General features: G+C 60.2%; 15 protein-coding genes. 2 read left to right on the forward strand and 13 right to left on the reverse strand.

The window, feature by feature from the left end; translation table 11 throughout:
- Positions 1-55: 55 nt before the first annotated feature.
- Complete coding sequence (locus AC2FNA_RS02970; RefSeq protein WP_496824377.1) at positions 56-1297, forward strand: hypothetical protein; 1242 nt, start codon at positions 56-58, stop codon at positions 1295-1297.
- A 550-nt stretch (positions 1298-1847) separates the two neighbouring features.
- Here the strand turns inward: AC2FNA_RS02970 and AC2FNA_RS02975 are convergent.
- The 11 genes from AC2FNA_RS02975 to AC2FNA_RS03025 form a co-directional block, all read right to left on the reverse strand.
- Complete coding sequence (locus tag AC2FNA_RS02975) at positions 1848-2504, reverse strand: DUF3299 domain-containing protein (protein WP_496824379.1); 657 nt, start codon at positions 2502-2504, stop codon at positions 1848-1850.
- A gap of 20 nt (positions 2505-2524) precedes the next feature.
- Positions 2525-3829, reverse strand: coding sequence for an ABC transporter permease (locus AC2FNA_RS02980; protein ID WP_496824381.1), 1305 nt, complete (start codon positions 3827-3829; stop codon positions 2525-2527).
- Complete coding sequence (locus tag AC2FNA_RS02985; protein ID WP_496824383.1) at positions 3829-4515, reverse strand: ATP-binding cassette domain-containing protein; 687 nt, start codon at positions 4513-4515, stop codon at positions 3829-3831. Before AC2FNA_RS02985 ends, AC2FNA_RS02980 begins: the two co-directional genes overlap by 1 nt.
- 60 nt (positions 4516-4575) lie before the next feature.
- Positions 4576-5919 (reverse strand): metal-dependent hydrolase family protein, encoded by a 1344-nt coding sequence (locus tag AC2FNA_RS02990; protein ID WP_496824384.1) that lies wholly within the window; start codon positions 5917-5919, stop codon positions 4576-4578.
- An 88-nt stretch (positions 5920-6007) separates the two neighbouring features.
- Positions 6008-7426: a serine hydrolase domain-containing protein gene (locus AC2FNA_RS02995; RefSeq protein ID WP_496824385.1), complete on the reverse strand. Its 1419-nt coding sequence runs from the start codon at positions 7424-7426 to the stop codon at positions 6008-6010.
- Positions 7427-7637: 211 nt separating this feature from the next.
- Positions 7638-8636, reverse strand: a complete 999-nt coding sequence (gene bla / locus AC2FNA_RS03000) for a class A beta-lactamase (protein WP_496824387.1) — start codon at positions 8634-8636, stop codon at positions 7638-7640.
- Positions 8633-8764 carry a hypothetical protein gene (locus AC2FNA_RS03005; protein ID WP_496824389.1) on the reverse strand — a complete coding sequence of 44 codons (132 nt, stop codon included), beginning with the start codon at positions 8762-8764 and terminating at the stop codon, positions 8633-8635. The genes bla and AC2FNA_RS03005 overlap by 4 nt, the downstream gene beginning before the upstream one ends.
- 31 nt (positions 8765-8795) lie before the next feature.
- Positions 8796-10385: an amidohydrolase family protein gene (locus AC2FNA_RS03010; protein WP_496824391.1), complete on the reverse strand. Its 1590-nt coding sequence runs from the start codon at positions 10383-10385 to the stop codon at positions 8796-8798.
- 199 nt (positions 10386-10584) lie between these two features.
- On the reverse strand, positions 10585-11250 hold the full coding sequence (locus AC2FNA_RS03015; protein ID WP_496824393.1) for a DUF3299 domain-containing protein: 666 nt from the start codon (positions 11248-11250) through the stop codon (positions 10585-10587).
- A gap of 31 nt (positions 11251-11281) precedes the next feature.
- On the reverse strand, positions 11282-12931 hold the full coding sequence (locus tag AC2FNA_RS03020; protein WP_496824395.1) for an amidohydrolase family protein: 1650 nt from the start codon (positions 12929-12931) through the stop codon (positions 11282-11284).
- 29 nt (positions 12932-12960) lie between these two features.
- Positions 12961-14517 carry an amidohydrolase family protein gene (locus tag AC2FNA_RS03025; RefSeq protein WP_496824397.1) on the reverse strand — a complete coding sequence of 519 codons (1557 nt, stop codon included), beginning with the start codon at positions 14515-14517 and terminating at the stop codon, positions 12961-12963.
- Between the two features lie 176 nt (positions 14518-14693).
- Between AC2FNA_RS03025 and AC2FNA_RS03030 the strand changes: the two genes are divergently transcribed.
- Entirely contained in the window at positions 14694-15797 is a 1104-nt protein-coding gene (locus AC2FNA_RS03030; protein ID WP_496824398.1) for an AraC family transcriptional regulator, read from the forward strand.
- Between the two features lie 117 nt (positions 15798-15914).
- Here the strand turns inward: AC2FNA_RS03030 and AC2FNA_RS03035 are convergent, their stop codons facing one another.
- Both AC2FNA_RS03035 and AC2FNA_RS03040 read right to left on the reverse strand, forming a co-directional pair.
- Complete coding sequence (locus AC2FNA_RS03035) at positions 15915-16937, reverse strand: mechanosensitive ion channel family protein (RefSeq protein ID WP_496824400.1); 1023 nt, start codon at positions 16935-16937, stop codon at positions 15915-15917.
- 197 nt (positions 16938-17134) lie between these two features.
- Positions 17135-18397, reverse strand: coding sequence for an alpha/beta hydrolase (locus tag AC2FNA_RS03040; RefSeq protein WP_496824402.1), 1263 nt, complete (start codon positions 18395-18397; stop codon positions 17135-17137).
- Between the last annotated feature and the right edge of the window lie 3 nt (positions 18398-18400).

Below are 18400 nucleotides of genomic sequence, written 5' to 3' on the forward strand. Positions count from 1 at the left end.
AATGGGGGGAGACGAGCGCACATTCACTGTCGCAACGGATGACGCTGTCATATCCATGATTCAAAGTGCGAAGCGACGGCTCGTGGTTATCGCGCCGGCATTATCCAAGGCCGTTGCGAACGCCCTTGCGGCGCGTTTTGACGAGCTGGCTGAACTGGACATTCGGGTAATCGTCGATGCCGACGCTGAGGTTTACCGGCTCGGCTTCGGAGAACGAGAAGCTCTCCAGGTGATCCGTGATGCCGCATCTCGAAGCTTGCTTGACTTGCGGGAACAGCCGGGTGTCCGGATTGGCGTCATCATCTCTGATGACGACACGATGGTATTTGCGCCAGTCTCGAAGAATATCGAAGCCGGATCTGACTCGGTGGAGAAACCCAATGCGATCGTCTTGCGCGGTGCTCCGTCCGAGAGCTTGGCTCGGGCTGCGGGAGCTGAGCGGTCAGACGACAGTCCTGCTGGTGAAATCGGTGATGCCGCGCTGGACCCGAAAAAGGTTGAAGCGATGCAGGCCGATCTCGAGCGCAACCCGCCGGCGAAGTTCGACATCGCGCGCCGATTGAATGTTTTCACCTCGCGTGTGGTCTACGTCGAATTTGAGATCAAGAACTTCGCCCTAGGGCGTAAAGGGATGCCGCTTCCCGACGATTTCAAGACAGCCACCACCAAGGCGCTCCAAGCGCAGATCTCAAGCCGACTACGTGCGCCAATGGCTGAAATCGGTGCAGTCGAAGTCGTCGTCGGAGAGGGAGACAATGCGACCACCGAGAAGATCGACGACGAGTGGCTGCGGAAAGAACGAAAGAGGATCGAAGATCTCTATACCTTTCAGATTGACAATTTTGGTCGCGTTATCCTGCGGGAGGACCGGCAATCATTCGATGATGCCGTGAGAGCATTCACGACCGTAGTCGAGCGTTACCATGAAAAAGTCCGAGAAGCGCTCAATGAGCACCGCAAGACCTTCCGCGAGAACTTCGTGGCTGAGTTTCTCCCGAGATGGAAGGCAGCACCGCCGGCCTACATGACCCGCTGGGGGAATAAGGCCGACGAGAACAGCCTGCGCAACGAGCTCGATAACCGTGCCAACGAGGTCTTCTCCGAGATGTTGAATTTCGACCCGCCGTCGGTTCGACTAGTAGAGAAGAACATCTCGCCGAAGAATGTTGAGGATCCGCGGTTCATCGACAGGCTGAAGACCATCATGGAGCGAAGACGCGTCCCGAAAGAGATCATAGAGTCATTGTTCGCCACGGGCGGTGCTGCCCCAGAACAGCCGGACCTCCTAAAGGAGTAGGGAGCGCTATCAAGGACCAGCCGCCAGCCGAATGTGCCACCGGGAAGTTCGACACCAGTTCCTTTCGACCGAAAGCGACTACCATCGAAGTGCTTAGGCGCGCGCTCAGTTAAACACTTTCTTTTCAGCAGCTTAGAAAGCTATTCACCAAATCGGCGCAGTCATGAGGTCCGGAGAATATCGGCCCTGAGAGAACGCTTTCAGGCCACCCGTGCCGGGGCCAGTGCTCAGCCCGACCCGCATAACCCTCGAAAACAACGGAAAAATCCGGCGGCAGCCGGATCGGGAGAACGCTTTCGCGGGGGCAAGTGGCGGAGGGGATGGGTCTGGCGTCGAACCCTCTCTATCACTTAAGCCATTGATTTTAATATATTTATAAGACTGCTTCTCAAGCAGCGGGTGTTGCGGACGTACTCGTCTGGCACCGCAGGTTGCCTTCTTGGGGGGCATTATCCGACCCATCTCAATCCGATGTCTCGTGGATGCGACGCTTTCGCCGCCACGTGTCGTCCGCCATGCCAAGACACCGATCGGCCCAATGCATCGGCGTTCATCCGCCGTACCTCTCGACCAGCAGCGGCTGCATCGAATAGCTGACAGAAACCGGAGCCTGTCCGTCGACATAGCCAACCGTCTGAACCGAACTCTGGGCGACCATGGTCCCGGTGATCCATACCGGGGTGAAGAGACCGCTAACCTCGATGCCCTCGGGATACACGACATGGACGATCTGGTTGGCGGGCGGCGGCGGAGTATGGATACAGGCGCCGACTGTGGGCACGAGAAGAAACTCGACAACCTTGCGACCCTTAAATTCCAGAGGGAGAACATAGCCCGGCAGGCGGACGCTCATGCCAACGAGGTCTTCGTTCACCTTGGTGGCCGCAGCTTCACGTTCTTCCATGATCGCGAGGCGCGCGGCGAACAACCCGTCGACATCGAGACCGTCCTCGGCCAATTGTTTGCGCAACGCTTGCGCTTCGGCGCGAGCTTCAGCGTAATCACTCCGCTCCGCCCGTGCTTCGAACCGCAGGATCTGGCGCAAGCTGTCCATCTGGTCATCGGTGAGGTTCTCGAACGGGTTCTCAATCACGGTGGCCGGAGGTGCAAGCGTATCCCACGAGATTTCCTGAGGTTCAGTCGCCTGTGCGAGACCCGGAGAAACGGCAAGCGAGAATATCAAGACGAAGCGGGCGAACATGGTCATGGAGGAATCCCCTTCATTTATCATAGCCGAACCGACAGCCCGTCGGCCAGCGTCATGCGGTAGACCCGGACGGCCGGGATGAGCGAGGCGAGGAGCCCGGCCCAGAAGATGACGAAAAGGGTGGCCAATTCGCGCGCACCGAAGACATTCAATCCCAACCTCAGACCGAAACGGGCAGACAGGATCGGGTCGGTCACGAACGTGGCCACCGTGAGCAGAACAAGGCCGAGGATCAGCCCCGCCGCGGTGAGGATGGCAGCCTCGGCGACGATTAGCATAAAGATGCGGGTAGGCGTGGCACCAACAGACCGCAGTATCGCGAATTCGCGGCGGCGGGTGTCGAGGGTCGCAGAGAGCATGACCACCATGCCGATCATTCCTGCCAAAGCCACGGCCCACGCCATCAGTCGCATCGCGCGCTCGGCTGTCCCGGTAATCCCCCAGAGCTCGGCGAGCGCGACCGCCGGGAGGACTGCGCTCAACGCATCGGTGGGGCGTTCGTTGATGGCCCGCTGCAGACCGAGGACATTCGTCCGATCGATCAGCCCAACGTAGACAGCATTGATCCGGTCCGGTTCGTGACTGTGTTTGGCCTCCGTGCCCTCGTGTTCGCCATGATCGTCATGCCCGTCATGATCGTCGGTGGGCATGGCGGCCGGGTCGAGGGGGTCGGCAGCAGGTGCGTCTTCTTCCGCATGCAGGGCGTCGAACCCTTCGAGCGTGACAAAGACCATCCGGTCGACGGCGGTACCCGTCGGCGCGAGTACACCCGATATCGTGAAGGGCGCGTCGTCGTGCAGGTCGAAGGAAACCTCGCCCGCGCCGTGGGCGTTGACGATCACCGCACCGGGGGCATAGTCGAACCGCGCCGCAACCTCGGCCCCGACCACGGCGGCATCCGCCCCGTCACCGGTAAGGATCGTGCCTGCGGCGAGGGTCAGAGGCTGACCGCCAGAGTGCTGGAAATGCTCGAAATACGATGCATCCGTCCCGATCACCGGATAGCCGCGATGATTGTCTCCCATCTGGATCGGAACCGCCCAGGCCACCTCGGGCCGATCTTCCAGCCACTCGAAGCTGTCCCATGTCATGCCCGTCCCGGTGCCTCCGACGCCGAAGACGGTAGCCATCAGGATCTGCACCGGATTGCCGCGCGGCGCCACGATCAGGTCGATCCCGGACGCGGAGTTGGCAAAGCTGTCGCGCGCGCCGTCCCTGAGCCGCTCGACACCGAGGATCAGCGCGACGCTGAGGCTGATGGCCAGCACGGTCAGGCCGGCCACGAAGCGGCGGTTCCACAGGCTGCGCAAGCTGAAAACCAGCATCAGGCCGCGCCCCCGTTGAGGGCCAGGAAATCAACACTGCGGTCGAAATGATGCTCCAGGCTGCGGTCATGGCTGACGAAGAGCAGCGCGCTGCCCGCTTCGGCGCATTCCCTCGCCAGCAGATCGACAAAGACCGCCTTCGCCGCCTCATCGAGCGCCGAGGTCGGCTCGTCCGCCAGGATCAGGTCCGGCTTGCCGATCAGCGCGCGCGCGGCGGCGACACGCTGTTGTTGGCCCACGCTGAGTTCGTTGGCTGGCTTGGATACCAGGGACGGATCCGACAGGCCCAATTCGTCAAGCAGATGTCGGGCCGTTCCCGCAGGATCCTCACCCGCACGCTTGCGGCGACGCTGCGAGAATGTGCAGGGCAGAAGTACATTTTCGAGCGCGCTCAGCCACGGAACGAGATTGAACACCTGAAAGATCATGCCGATATGGTCCACCCGGAACCGGTCCCGCGCACCACCGCGCAGGGCGCCAATATCCTGTTCCGCCAGGCGGATGACCCCCTTCGGCACATCGACCACCCCCGCGATCGCGGACAGCAAGGTCGATTTCCCGCAGCCGCTCGGTCCATGAAGAAACAGGCTCTGGCCGGACGCCAGAGACAGCGCGCCAATCTCCAGCGTGCTGCGCTCCGCGCTCGGCCATCGGTAGACAAGCCGTTCAATCCGCAATGGGTTCATACACCGGCATCCTGGCAATGAAGCTGCCCGCCAAGATTTCGCGGCGGGCGGCCTACTTCACTAAAGCGTGTTCTTGTAGATCACACCGTCCTTCATGATGATTTTCAGGTTATCAACGTTGGTTACCGCTTTCAGGTCTTCAAGCGGATTGCCGTCAACCAGCAGAAGGTCAGCGTAACCGCCCACTGCAACCGTGCCAAGAGTGCCTTCCTGATAGGGGTTGCGCATATCGCCGCTCAACGCGAACAATTCGCCAGCAGTACTCGTCGCCATCCGCAGGATCTCGACAGGCTCGAACCAGGGCAGCAAACGCTCCATCTGCTGCGTTTGTTTGGCGAGCTCTTCTTCGGGAAGGAAGAACAGGTCGGTCCCGTATGTCACCTTCAGATCGGGGAAATTCTTGATGGCTTTGTAGACCCGTTCTGTACCCTGACAGACCAGCGCAAGCTTGGAGTTCGAGAAATCATCCAACTGCGGCTCGCTGCAGACTGTGAAGGGCTGGGTACTTAGGAAAACGCCTTCGTCGGACATCCGCTGCAAGGTCGCGTCATCAAGGAGCTGGCCGTGCCCAACGTCCTTGATCCCCGCGTCAATCGCCCGGTTGATGGCGGAAGGGTGATACCCGTGAACGGTGACATAGGTGCCCCAATCGCCAGACGTATCCACGGCCGCCTTGATTTCATCAAAGGTGAATTGATTGCCCAGAAGAGGGTCCGCAGGGGACGCGTATCCCCCGCCGATCGCCAGTTTGACATGGGATGCGCCGTTTTTCAGGTTTTCGCGCACTGCTGCGAGCACCTGATCCACGCCATCCACATTATAGGCATGGCCCTGCCTTTCCCAATCGGGCGTCGTGCCGCCGAATTGAACATGGGGCTCGTTGCCGAACCGGAAGTCGAAATGCCCGGCGGTCTGGCCGATCAAAGCCCCCGGCGTATAGATCCTCGGGCCGGGAATAAGGCCTTCGTCAATGGCGGCCTTCAGACCGAAGACATTGCCGCCCATATCGCGAACGCTTGTGATGCCACGCATCAACATGCCTTCGGCGTCCACAGTCGCGCGGATGTAGCCATAGGAAGCGTGACCCGTCAGCATTCGCATCTGAGAGATAGAGGAATAGGCCAGATGGGTATGTGTGTCGGACAGGCCCGGCATCAGCGTGCGTCCGCTTCCGTCGATCACCGTGCCACCCGCAATCGCCAACGGTTCGGTCGACACTGCGGTGATCAGGTTGTCCGTCACCACCACATTGGCGTTTTCGATCAGGGCTTCGTTCACGCCGTCAAAGACGTTGACGTTGGTGAACAGGATCGGCCCGGAGGCGTCCTGAGCAACCACCGGCAGGGCGACGCTGACGGCAACGGCAAGCGTCGCGGCCAAGGTCTTTAGATTTAGTTTCCTCATCGGACTTCTCCTGTTGTCGATGCAGCGCGTTCGGTGGAGAGTTCAATCTGCGCTGTGCGGGATCGACCCTCCACCGAATTCGTGGCTCTTACTCAGCTGGTTTGTCGAACACAGACCCGGAGAGGTCGAATTCATCGACCGCCCCGTCGCCCCGAATGAAGATCCGGTGGTTGAACCGCACGAAGTTGAGTTCGCCAGACGGATCTTCGAGCAATTCACCAAGGGCGCCCTCATTCGGGCCTTCGGTGATGATGAAATAACCCTCGGCCGTGTTGGCCACATTGGCAGGCGCGGGATCTGCTCCGCTGGTCAATGCGGAGAACTGGACAAACACATATTTGTCGCCCTCTTTGCGGATCTCGATGTTTTGGGAATTCCCCTTGAAGACGCCGACGAAGGGATCGAGCACAGACGGATCAACGCCCGCTGCGACCGGAGAGTCGGCCTCGATTCCCGTGAAGGCTTTGACCATTTTGTCCGCAATCTTACTGTAGGCTTCGACTCCGCGATCGCTGTGGACCATGATCACCACCGCAAAGTCGTGTTCCGGTATCAGCTTCAGAAAAGACCGCGTGCCGGGCCAATTCCCTCCGTGGAAGGGGCTGGTGACGCCGTCGTAGTCGTGGACGAACCATGTCAGTCCGGTAAACTCGCCGGCCGCAGCTTCGACTGCCGGCGCATGGGCATAGTCCAGCGATTCCATGGACAACAGCTGGTTCCCGGTGGCGTCCTTGCCGTCCAGCTGAAAGCGGGCGTATTTCAGCATGTCGGTAACCGTAGACCGGATTCCGCCGGAGGCAGCGGACTCTCTTATCAACGGAATGTAGTACGGCTTGAGATCACTGATGCTGCCTTCGCCGTAGATCGGCGGATGACCCCATGCATAATCTTTGGCCGGCGGGGTGGGGTCGTAGTTGAAGGATGTCGACTCCATGCCTAGCGGAGTCAACAGGTTCTCTTCGATCAGGGTCTCGATCGGCTTTCCGCCGACATGCGACACCACATGGGTCGCGAAGGTGATACTGGTGTTGTTGTACATCCAGGTTTGACCGAACGGATAGATCTGCTCGACGTAAGCCGCCTGGAGCATGACCTTCTCGCTGATCGACCCACCCGGAGGAACAGGAAGGAACCCATGGTCGCCATACCAGCCAGCGTGATGGTGGAACAGGTCAACGACCCGGGCTTTCGACGTCGCGTCGGGATCCGCGACCCTCCACCACGGCAGGAGGTCGACGACACGCGTGTTCAAATCCAGTTTGCCCTCTTCGGACAGCTTCATGGCCGTTGTCGAAAGGAAGGTTTTTGTCACCGAGCCGATTTGGAATTGCGTATCAGTGGTAACAAGCTCTCCTGTGGTGACGTTCGTGACACCGAGTCCGGCGCCGTAGGCGTTGGGGCCATGGATGACCCCGATACCAAGTCCCGGGATTTTCAGTTCCTTGATCAGTTCAGAGGCTTCGGCGAGCACCGCATCAAAGGTCGCCTGGCCCTCTTCCTGTGTCATGGCCTGCTGTGCGAGTGCCGGTGTGACGCACAGTAGCGACGAAACAAGCAAAGCAGGTAGCGGTTTCATTAGGTTCTTCACTGGGTTTTTCCTTTGCATTGGAGTCTTCGCCAGATTTCCCCTGGCGGGATAACGATGGCTCTTCCCGGAAGGTTCTGTCTTCGCAGTGCAGGATCGCACAGGCAGAGCGTGCACGGCGAAGTTTCCCCGTTTACTGCTTCGCCATCTGCCCGAGGTAGAAGTAGTCGAACAGCGACCGAGCGACCTCGGCGATGGCACGATCCCTGTCCGCCTCGGATGTCTCGCTGCTCTTGGTGAACACGGCGATTGCGAACCGACGACCGTCGGGGAGCGTGATATAGCCGACGTCATTGGCCACGCCCCCGATGGTCCCGGTCTTGTGCGCCACGGGCGTTCCTCTCGGCAGCAGCCCCTTGAGCCGGCCAGCGCCGGTGCGCGTGCGCGACATGACATCAATCAGGAAGTCGCGGCTCTCGGCGCTCATCGCCATGCCACTGTCGATGGCAAGCAGGAGTTGCAGCATCGCAAGCGGCGTTGCGTGGTCGCGGGGATCCGCCTCGAAGTCCAGATTGCGGTCACTGACGATTGTTGCAAGCTCCGGGTTGGTCTTGAAGGCCTCTATGGCGACTTTCATCGTGGCCGGTCCCGGCAGGCCATAGAATTCGCCGATGATCTCGCCAGTCGTCCGATCGACCCTGAAATCGGTGATCCCGAGCCTGCGCAGGTTTTCGGTCACGGCCGCGGCGCCGCCAGCCAGCCCGATCAAGGTGTCGGTCGCCGTGTTGTCGCTCTCCGTGATCATGATCTCCATCAGGTTCGCCACCGAAAGCTGAAGCCCGGGGTGCACGAAGGTGTCGCTCAGCGCAGCGTCGCCGATCATCATCATGTCGGGTGTGATTTCGACCATCTGGTCGAGGCTGAGTACCCCCCTGTCCACGTGGTCCATTATCGCAACGGCGATCGCAACCTTATAGGTGCTGGCCATGGCGAAGGTTTCATCGCCATTCAACGCGATAACCTCGTCGCCGCCGATTTCCTGCGCCGCAAAGCCGAGGCGCCCGACATGCTTCGCCGCGAATTGCTCGATCGCGGCGGCAACGGGCTGCCCGTCTGATGTCTGGGCATAAGCCTGGCCGAGGGTCGCCGCTGCAGAAACCGCGAGAGCCATGATGGTGTTGCCAAGTTTCATTTCAGATATCTCCTTTCTGAGAGATTGGTATCGGAATTGTCCCGTTCTGCGTTGATACCCAGAATCACGCAGCCTGCGCGCAAGACCTGGGCGGGGGACAGCCAGGAGTCGGAGATCAAAAACAGCATGATCCCGTCTCCTCGCCTGGATGCGCCGCGATCAATTGCCACCGTCCGCCGGGATGCCCGTGAAGTCGCTGGGCATCCCGGTCGAGAATTCGGCATTCCAGGCCTCTACCGAGACCGGCACGAAGCGCGGCTTGTCTTCAGGGTCAAACCGGATCGGCTGACCGGCGAAAACAGGCAGCACCTTGTCGTCACGCAACGCGACCTGACCGTTAACGATCACGGCTTTCATGCCCGTTGACGGCACGGCACCCTTCTCGTAGGTCGAATTGTCCGTGAAGCGTTCGGGATCGAACACCACGATATCGGCGACCATGCCGGTCTGGATGCGGCCACGTTCCTGCATCGCCTTCAGACCCGTATCGCCCAGATGCTTGGCCGCGTTGTAGCTGAGGATCGATATCAGCTGCATCATCGGGATGTTGTTTTCCCGACCGAGCCGGATCGTTGCGCCCCGGGCGCCCGCCGCGCGGGGATGGGTGTTGCCGAGCTGGTCCAGCGAGATATCCCACGGGCCGAAGTACGGTTCGGGCGGAAGCGCGTCGCTGCCCACGGTGACGCCCTTCAGCGTTAGCCATTTCGGCGCATCTTCCGCGGGCATCTTGAACACGACGATCGGCTTGGTCGGATTGGCGGCCATGTCGGTCTTGAATGACTCCAGGGTGTAGTACTCGTTCGTGACCGGATCCAGCACGGTATCCTCATAGCGGTTGCCCAACTGCTCGACCCAGCTGTCCGGCTGCAGGAACGACGCATTCAACGTAGTGGATCCGGCAGCGTAGGGATAGATTTCACCCCAGATGTTGTGGCCCTGTTCCTGAAGCTCAACAATCATTTGCTGGGCAAGCCGCCAGCCGGGGTTGTTGAAGTGAAGAACGATCGCCGGGGCACCCAGTGTCAGGGCATTGGCGATGAGTTCCTGCGCACCGTTGTTCTCGGTCGTGTCGGTGCCAAGCGTATAGCGTGTATGCGCGCCAGTCGGGCGGCCATAACGGGCGCCAACCTTCTGCACCTCGAACATCTCGCGGGAAGAGACGCCCTCCCGCATATAGCCCACGGTGCTGCCGATGCCGGGCGCGCCCGCCATCAGACCCTTGTCGATCTCTTCGAGAATGGCGTTGCCCTGTTCCAGGGTCGGGCGCGTCACGCTCCAACCCGGTTTCTTGCGGGTTTCCAAGGCGGCAATCGGACCCTCTATCAGGAAATCGCCCTCTGCCCCGTCGAGCACCACCGCGCGGGCCAGTTCGTGGCTGACCGCGCAGCCATAGTTGGCGTGGGCCACACCGGCACGCGCCTCGTACCAGTCAGCAATATATGATCCTGCACAGCCAGCCTCGAAATCCATGCTGCTGGTCAATCCGTCGCGCAACCCGACCCGGTAGCCGATTGGTGTCTGCCAATGAAAATGGGTATCGATGAAGCCCGGCGCCACGATATGGCCAGTGGCATCCACCGTCTCGGTGCCCGTCAGGGGTTCCTTGCTGATCGCAACGATGCGCCCGTCCTTCACGCCGACATTGGCGAAGTCATCGAACAGGGTTTCGGGATCCATGACCCGACCGTTGTTGATCACCAGATCATAGTCTTGTGCCAAGGCCGGAACGGCACACATGACGCTTAGCAAGAAGGTCCCGGTCAATAGGTGTCTTTGCGTCTTCATTTGTGACTCCATCTCGATTTCGGTTTCTATTGATGGCTTTATTACCAGCCGGGCGATCGTCTTGAATGCGCCCTTGGCGAATTCCTGTTTCCCGGACGCCGCGCCGCCCGGCTTCGCCAACAGTTCCTACATTCCAAAGAAAAAGGGCCGGGCCATTCCCATCTCATCGCTCCGGCAACTCGACGAATTCAGCCTCCAAGGTCCAGCCGCTCAGCATGCGCGACTCGCCGTCGAGGATGAAAATAGTATCATCGCTTGGCTCGACGCGCAGCAGCCCCGACACCCGAACCGGCAGATACAGCGACCCGACCTGTTGATCCGCGCGTAGTCTGACCCTGACGAGTTGGTTCGGCGGTGGCGGCGGAAGGTGGCTGCACATTCCGACCTGCGGCACCAGATAGCCGAACCCGCTGCCATCCGCGTCTGGCGGTGCAGGGATGATATAGCCCGAGATCGAGACCTCGACGCCGTCGAAAATGGGGTTCGTGGCAATGCGGGCGATCTGCCGCTTCTTGGCGACGTCCCATCGCTGCTCAAGCAGCGCTTCCACATCGTGACCGTTCGCTTCAAGCACTTCCCGCGCGGCGGTGCGGCGGGCTTCCAGACGCGTGCGGGTCTCAGCATCAAGATCAGTGCCGGCGAGCTTCTCGTCCGACTGAACCAACAGTTTCAATTTGTTCATCATTTCGACCCCCAACGCTGCGTAAGGGTCGTCAAAGGCCACCGCCAACGGATCAGCCAGGTCGGAAAACTCGATCGATTCCGGCTCTGCCGTGACTTGAGTGGCGGCCAATAAGGCCGCCACAAAGACAGAGATCAAAAACCGCATGTTTCCGCCTCTTTGCTTGGATGCGTCATGATCAGTTGCCACCGTCCGCGGGGAAGGCGCCCGTGAAGTCACTGGGCATCCCGGTCGAGAATTCGGCATTCCACGCTTCTAACGAGACCGGCACGAAGCGTGGCTTGTCTTCGGGTTCAAACTGTATCGGCTGACCGGCGAAGACAGGAAGCAGCACATCGTCCCGCACGGTAACCTGACCGTTAACGATCACGGCTTTCATGCCCGTCGACGGGATGGCACCCTGCTCATAGGTGGAATTGTCCGTGAAGGTTTCGGGGTCAAAGACCACGATATCGGCGACCATCCCGGTCTGGATGCGACCGCGTTCCTGCATCGCCTTCAGGCCGGTATCGCCCAGATGCTTGGCGGCGTTGTAGCTGAGGATCGACATCAGCTGCATCATCGGGATGTTGTTTTCCCGACCGAGTCGGATCGTGGCTCCTCGGGATCCGGCGGTTCGGGGGTGTGTGCCGCCCAGCTGGTCCATCGGGAAATCCCACGGGGCGTCGTACGGCTTTGCACCAACCCCATCGCTGGCCATGGTCACGCCCTTCAGCGTCAGCCATTTTGCCTGGTCTTCGGCGGGCATCTTGAATACGACGACCGGCCTGGTCGGTTCGGATGCGATGGTCGCCTTGTAGGTCTCGAGGGTATAGTACTCATTCGTGACCGGATCCAGAATGGTTTCCTCATAGCGGTTGCCCAGATCGTCGACCCAGCTTTGGGGCTCCAGAAACTCCGCATTGATCGTGGTGGAGCCTGCAGCATAGGGATAGATTTCCCCCCAGATGTTGAAGCCCCTTTCCTGCAACCCTGAAATCAATTCGTGTGTCACGCGCCAACCGGGGTTGTTGAAGTGCAGGACAATCGCAGGCGCGCCGAGCGCGATTGCGTTTGCGATCAGTTCCTGCGCGCCGTTGACCTCGGTCGTGTCGTTGCCAAGCGTATAGCGTGTATGTGAGCCAGTCGGGCGGCCATAGCGTGCGCCAACCTTCTGCACCTCGAACAACTCGCGGGAAGAGATGCCCGCTCTCATATAGCCCGTGGTGCTGCCAATGCCGGGTGCGCCCGCCATCAGACCCTTGTCAATCTCTTCGAGAATCGCGTTGCCCTGTTCCAGGGTCGGGCGCGTCACGCTCCAGCCTGTTTTCGCCCGAGTTGTGTAAGAGGCTACGGGACCGTTTATCAGGTACTCGGCGCCGTCTGACCCGTCGAGCACCATCGCCCGGGCGAATTCGTGGCTGACCGCGCAGCCATAGTTGGCCTGGGTCACACCCGCACGCGCCTCATACCAGGCGGCGACATAGGATCCCGCACAGCCCATCTCGAAATCCATGCTGCTGGTCAACCCGTCGCGCAACCCGAGGGAATATCCGATCGGCATCTGAAAGTGGAAATGCGTGTCGATGAAGCCCGGCGCCACGATATGGCCGGTCGCATCAATGGTCTCGGCACCCGTCAGCGGGTCCTTGCTGATCGCAACGATGCGCCCGTCCTTCACGCCGACATTGGCGATGTCGTCGAACAGCGTTTCCGGGTCGATGACCCGGCCGTTGTTGACAACCAGATCATAGTCTTGCGCGAAGGCCGCTGAAACGGTCAGCAGCCCGGCAATAAGTGTTGTTGTCAAAATGGTTGTTTTTGCTTTCATGGAGTGTTCCTCATCCACAGGTTGCTTTCTATCCGTTTGGAAGAGTTTCAGTTCACCACCGTATTACGGATCGCCCTGCCATTGGGAGCGTCCAGCACCAGCTCGCCATCGCGCACCGAGAAGCCGCCGTTCACGATCACGGTTTGCACGCCCACGGTCGGTCGATTGGCGTTCTCGAAGGTAGCCAGGTCAGAGACCGTGGCGGGATCGAAGACAACGATATCAGCGTCCATGCCCACTTGAAGCCGACCCTTGGTGCGCATTTGCGGCACGCTGTCTTCCAGGGTCTGCGCGGGCAGCAGCGACATCTTGCGGATCGCTTCGGAAAGCGACAATACCCCGCGTTCGCGCACATAGGACCGCAGGATCTTGGTATACGTGCCGGTTGACCGCGGATGGCTGAACACATTGTCGGGCAACGGCCATTCATCGCCTTCGTATAGCAGAATGTTGCCGTTTTCATCGAAATAGGACCAGAGCACGGAATCCGAGGCGATCGCTGTCGCGGGATTCGTCACCGAAACGTCCAGCAAAGAGAGGGCCGCGGGATCTTCCTCGTCCAGGAAATGCCAGACGATGAAGGTGCCGGGCTTGTTGGCCTGATAGTCAGCCAGTTCGTCCTCGGTCATCCGATCCGCGCCAAGCTGGAAGTTGTTGGCGGTCGAGTCCATCCGGTCGCGCCAATCCGGGCCGCTGAACATGGCCGCGCCAACCACGGTGCTGGCTGCGCCGTAAGGATAGGCCTCGGTCGTGACCTTGATGCCCTGGGCCTGCGCCTTTTCCACCAGCGCCATCGTGGCCTTGATGTCCGACAGCGAGGTCGAATTGATGTGGCACAGATGCATGTGCGCGCCGGTGATGGCGGCGAGGCTGATCAGCTCCTGGATCGCCTCGAACGAGCTTTGCGGCTCGGTGTTGCTGGCATAGCGCACATGGGTATAGGTCGGGACATTGTATTTCTTGGCCAGTTCGGCCAGCGCGTAATACTCTTTGTGTCCAAAACCCGGCGCATAGCCAGAGTTGACGCCGATACCGAGCGCACCGTCCTTCAGGCCCTGTTCGAGCAGAGACATGATGCGCACGGATTGTTCCGGGCTGGCGATGTCCTGCTTCCAGTCGGTGCGGCCCTGCGCATCCGTGAAAAACGCCGCCGTGGCCAAGGGATCGGTATCGCTGAAGGTCGCAATCCGGCTGTGGGTCCAGCCTGCGGACGCGCCATAGTTCATCGGCAGTTTCTTCGTGGCCTGATCCTCATACCAGTCGCTGACCGGCACAATGCCGGATTCAAGCTCCAGCGCCGTGGTGACGCCCTCGATGACCTGCATCCGGTAGTCGCCGATGTTCTGGCCATGGGAATGCAGATCGATGAAGCCCGGAGATACGACGTGGCCGGTGGCGTCGATCACCACATCACCCGCCAGCGGAAATTCACTGATCGCCACGATCCTGTCGCCCTCGATGCCGACGTTGCGAATGGCATCGAGACCGGTTTCAGGGTCGATGACGCGACCGCCCGCTATGACGATGTCATTCGCCAGCACGGCCGTAGTCGACAACAGCAGAGCCACCATCGTGGCGGCTCCCAAAGTCCTTGTTCGTAGCATTGACAGGCTCCTGGGCTGACGGAGGTCACGGGCGCCGAGCACGTGACGCCAGAATCTGTTCGTGACTAGCCTGAAAGCTACACTGCCCGCGAGGTCAGGTCTTTGCATCTCATGCCAGCGGTGGCACAATCCAGTCGCGTGGGGTAATCCGTTGAAAGATGAGACAAAGGGTCCGGATGAGCAAACCATCTACACCGAAGTTCACCCGGGCAGTGTTGATGTTGTTCCCGCTCGCCAAGGCATTCACCTTGCGGGGCGGCGATATCGAAGCTTTGCTTGCCCGCAACAGGATTCCGCTCTGCGCGCTGACCGATCCCGCAATGCTGATTGAGGCGGCCGCCCTTTATGCGGCCATGGAGGACATGGCCGAAACGCTCGGCGACCCACATTTTTGCGCAACGGTGGCCATCGAAACCGCCCGGAAGGGGACGCCCGGGCTCCGGGACGCGGCGCGCCAGGCTCGCACCTTGGGAGATTTCCTCTCCCAAGTGGTGGTGGAAGTTTCGAAGCAAGTCGACAATGTAAAGTATTCCTTATTCGTTTCACCCGACGTTGCAAGCTTGGAGGTTCAGCGCACGATCAGGGTGTCGAAGCCATCAAGTCAAGTGGATGTTGTCAGCGTCGCCTTCTACGTGACCGTGATCAGGCTGGGTATCGGTGACACTTTCAACCCCAATGACATCCTCGTCACTGTGCCGAGCACCGCAGGTCTTCCGCCGGGGTTTCTGCCGAAACAGGCGCTTATCACATCCCAGATCGACGGCTTGAGGATTTCATTTCCGCCGCAATGGCTTTGGGCTCTATTCTCGCTGGACTGGGACCCTGTGGAAGCGCCACGAGGGGAATTCGCGGCCGACGGCACCAATGCCGGCGAATCAACCCTTTGCTATCTTCGCAGCATGCTTGCGGATAACATCGCGCACCACGATCCATCTCTTGATGGATTTGCCGCGCTCTGTGGCTTGCATCCTCGTCGTGTACAGCGCATCTTGCAGGCAGAGGGCACCTCCTTCAGCCAGATGAAAGACGACGTGCGCCAGAGCGTCAGCGAAGACCTCCTCTCGCACACAACGCTACCCATCTCGCAAATCGCCCTTCAGGTAGGCCTCTCCGGCCCGGCCGCCTTCGACAGGGCATTCAGGCGATGGACCGGCAAGACGCCCACAGGTTTTCGGGCCGAGTCTGCTGCAGACATGCAGACCTTATTGCCCGGGTCGCAGATTAGTGATGCGGATCCAACACCGGCAGCGAACCGTAGTGGAGTGTCCCAAACGCGGTGACGGTGCCGATCATGACCGTCAGGGCGTTTTATCGCCCGGTCCTCTCTTTCGCCCGGCCTCTGACATCAGGTGGAAGAAAATGCGGCGGTCACAGTAGCAACCAGGGGCGCCGTCGCTTTACAGTCGACTGGCAGAGTGCTTCCGTTCGAACCTTATATCCTGAACCTCGGCCGTCACCTGCAAGCCTGCGCCGCTTAAGACCTTGTGGATGTTGAAAAAAAGCTCTTCGCGCCCGGCAAAGCTCGCCATGTAGCCGTCAAAGTGCACCCAAAGCGAATAGCGGTAGGGGAGTGACGAAGCGTCGGCCAGCCGGATCACCGGTGCCGGGCGTGACAGGAGTGCGTCGCATCGGCATGCCGCCTCCCCCAGAAGGGACTTCACGCGCTCCGGGTTCTCGTCACCCGAAACGATGATTGTAAACGTGTCCGCGTAGAGCTCGCCAGGCTTTGGAAGAATCCGCAGACGCTGACCCGCCAGTTGCGCATTCGGAACTAGGAAGATCGCACGGTCCCAGCCCCGAAGATGCGTTGCCCGCCAATCCATGTCGACAACCTGAGCGACGGTACCGTCCTCCAGCATCACCCAATCGCGGAGTCGGAAAGTGCGCTCGATGCCGAGTGCCACCCCTGCAACGACGTCCGTAAGCATTTGCCGCAGCGCGAAAGCGAGGACCGCGGCAAACCCGCCAGTGGCCACCGTCAGCCGAGGAAAATCGTTCGCGGCAAAGAAGACGAGCAGGCCTGCAAGGAGACAGACCCCATACAGAAAGGTGCGGGAAAGCCGGGTGAGGCTCTCGCCGCGCCCATGGCGCTCTCGTGAGACGGCCGCCGCCTCTAAAAGCCTCGCGACGCTGAAAGAAACGGCAAGGTACATGACCAGCCTGACCAACAGCCCCGGTCGGGCCAGCGTTTGATCCGACAAGAGGCTGTCGCGCAGGAGTTCGGCTGCTGTTCCAAGGCTCCAGCCGCCCGCTAAGACCAGCGCAATCTCGATGATCGCACTCGTGAAGGGATACTTCCCCAGGATTCTACGCAGCATCCGCAAGCGGATGGCGAGGGCCCAGATCACGAGCAGGACGATGGGCAATGCCACTTTCAGGAGAGTTTCGCCCGTCAGGGGTGCCAAGGTGGGGTCAGCCAAAAGGACGCCTCCATTCATTGGGGGGGCGACGCAACGTATACAATACCTCGCTCCAAGTTCGGTCTTTACGAGCGATGGCTTTCTTGAAGATCAAAGTCAACAAACCGCTTGCCGGTGGATCGGGGCGAGCCGCGTCAGTCTGGCTGCGGTAGCATCCAAAGCTTCCGATCCCCGATCGCGCTTTCTGGGACGCCGGCTCACTCGATGATCTCGAGGGCGCCACCGACTCCGACGACAAGCGCTTGGCCGATCAATGTAGGGTTGCTGGCGGCATATCTGTCCCCGGCCAAGATACGCGTGCCGATCAGTTGTACGACTTCGGGCGCATCGGTGAATTTGGTGTGATGGATCGAGCTTGTATCCTTCACCTGGCTGAGGTCGATGACGTTTACGCCAAGACGGGTCAGGCGATCCGCGTCGATATTGCCGACCCTTGGGCGGCGCGCGAGAAATTTCGACAGGCGAAGTGCCTGGTCATCATCGGATATGAGAACGAAGAAACGGCGCTTCTCTGGCGGTATGGAACGCACCTGTGCGGCGAACAATTCGTAGTCGATATCAGGTGCCGCGAGGATGACATTCGCGAGCTTCCCTGTTGAATCGAAGAGATCTTGTTGACCGCCGGCCCGGATCGCTTCCATGGCGAGAAAGTTGCCCATGGAATGGGCGACGACATCTACGGTGTCGAATAAAGACCGACCCAGTTCGCTTGCAACCTCAAAAATTGCATCGCGGGCGATCAGGGCACTGTTGATGTCGTAGACATAGCTGGTGAGGCGCCCGTCGGAGGCCCATGAGAACAGCAACGGAACACCATCATATCCCGTATCCTCGACGAATTGTGCGAGAAGCAGGGCGGCATCGGTCAAGGTCGAGTTGAACCCATGCACCCAGATCAACAGCTTGCGTTCGCCGCGCGGCCTTGTCCTGACGACCGCCTCGGCCTCCGAGAGCAGGCCCTTTCCGTCGAAGGTCTGCGGGTTCGATATGACGAAGTGCCTGTCGGGATCGAGTGGCAGGCTGCGCGGCCGTTCCACTTGCCCGACGACATGGTTCGGCGGGATCTGGACATCCACGGTCGCGAAGCTCAGCGTCTCGCTGCGCTGCCCCGAGAAGAACACGCCCGGCTCCGATGACTGCGCTCGTGTCGTTGCGATGAAGATCCTGTGCGTACGGAGCGATGCGTCCGGTCCTGCGCCCCGCATATCAGGCCCGACAGCGATCAGATGTCTCGGGGCCGAACATGCGCCTGCCGTTCCCGCCAGCAGAAATCCCATCACCGCACGCCGAGTAAGATAGAACCGAGGCTGGACCACGCCGGCATCTCGTCCGCGCTTCTCGTTCTGTCCTGTCACTGGCCCGACCTCGATGTTTCTCTCCAAGCGATCGGAAGCTGCACCCGCCTTGGCAAAACAAGTGCGCGCAGCCCCTCGTGGCTTGTCGTGGGAGATATCATCCAAGAC

The organism is Ruegeria sp. YKSD163 (assembly GCF_059612905.1).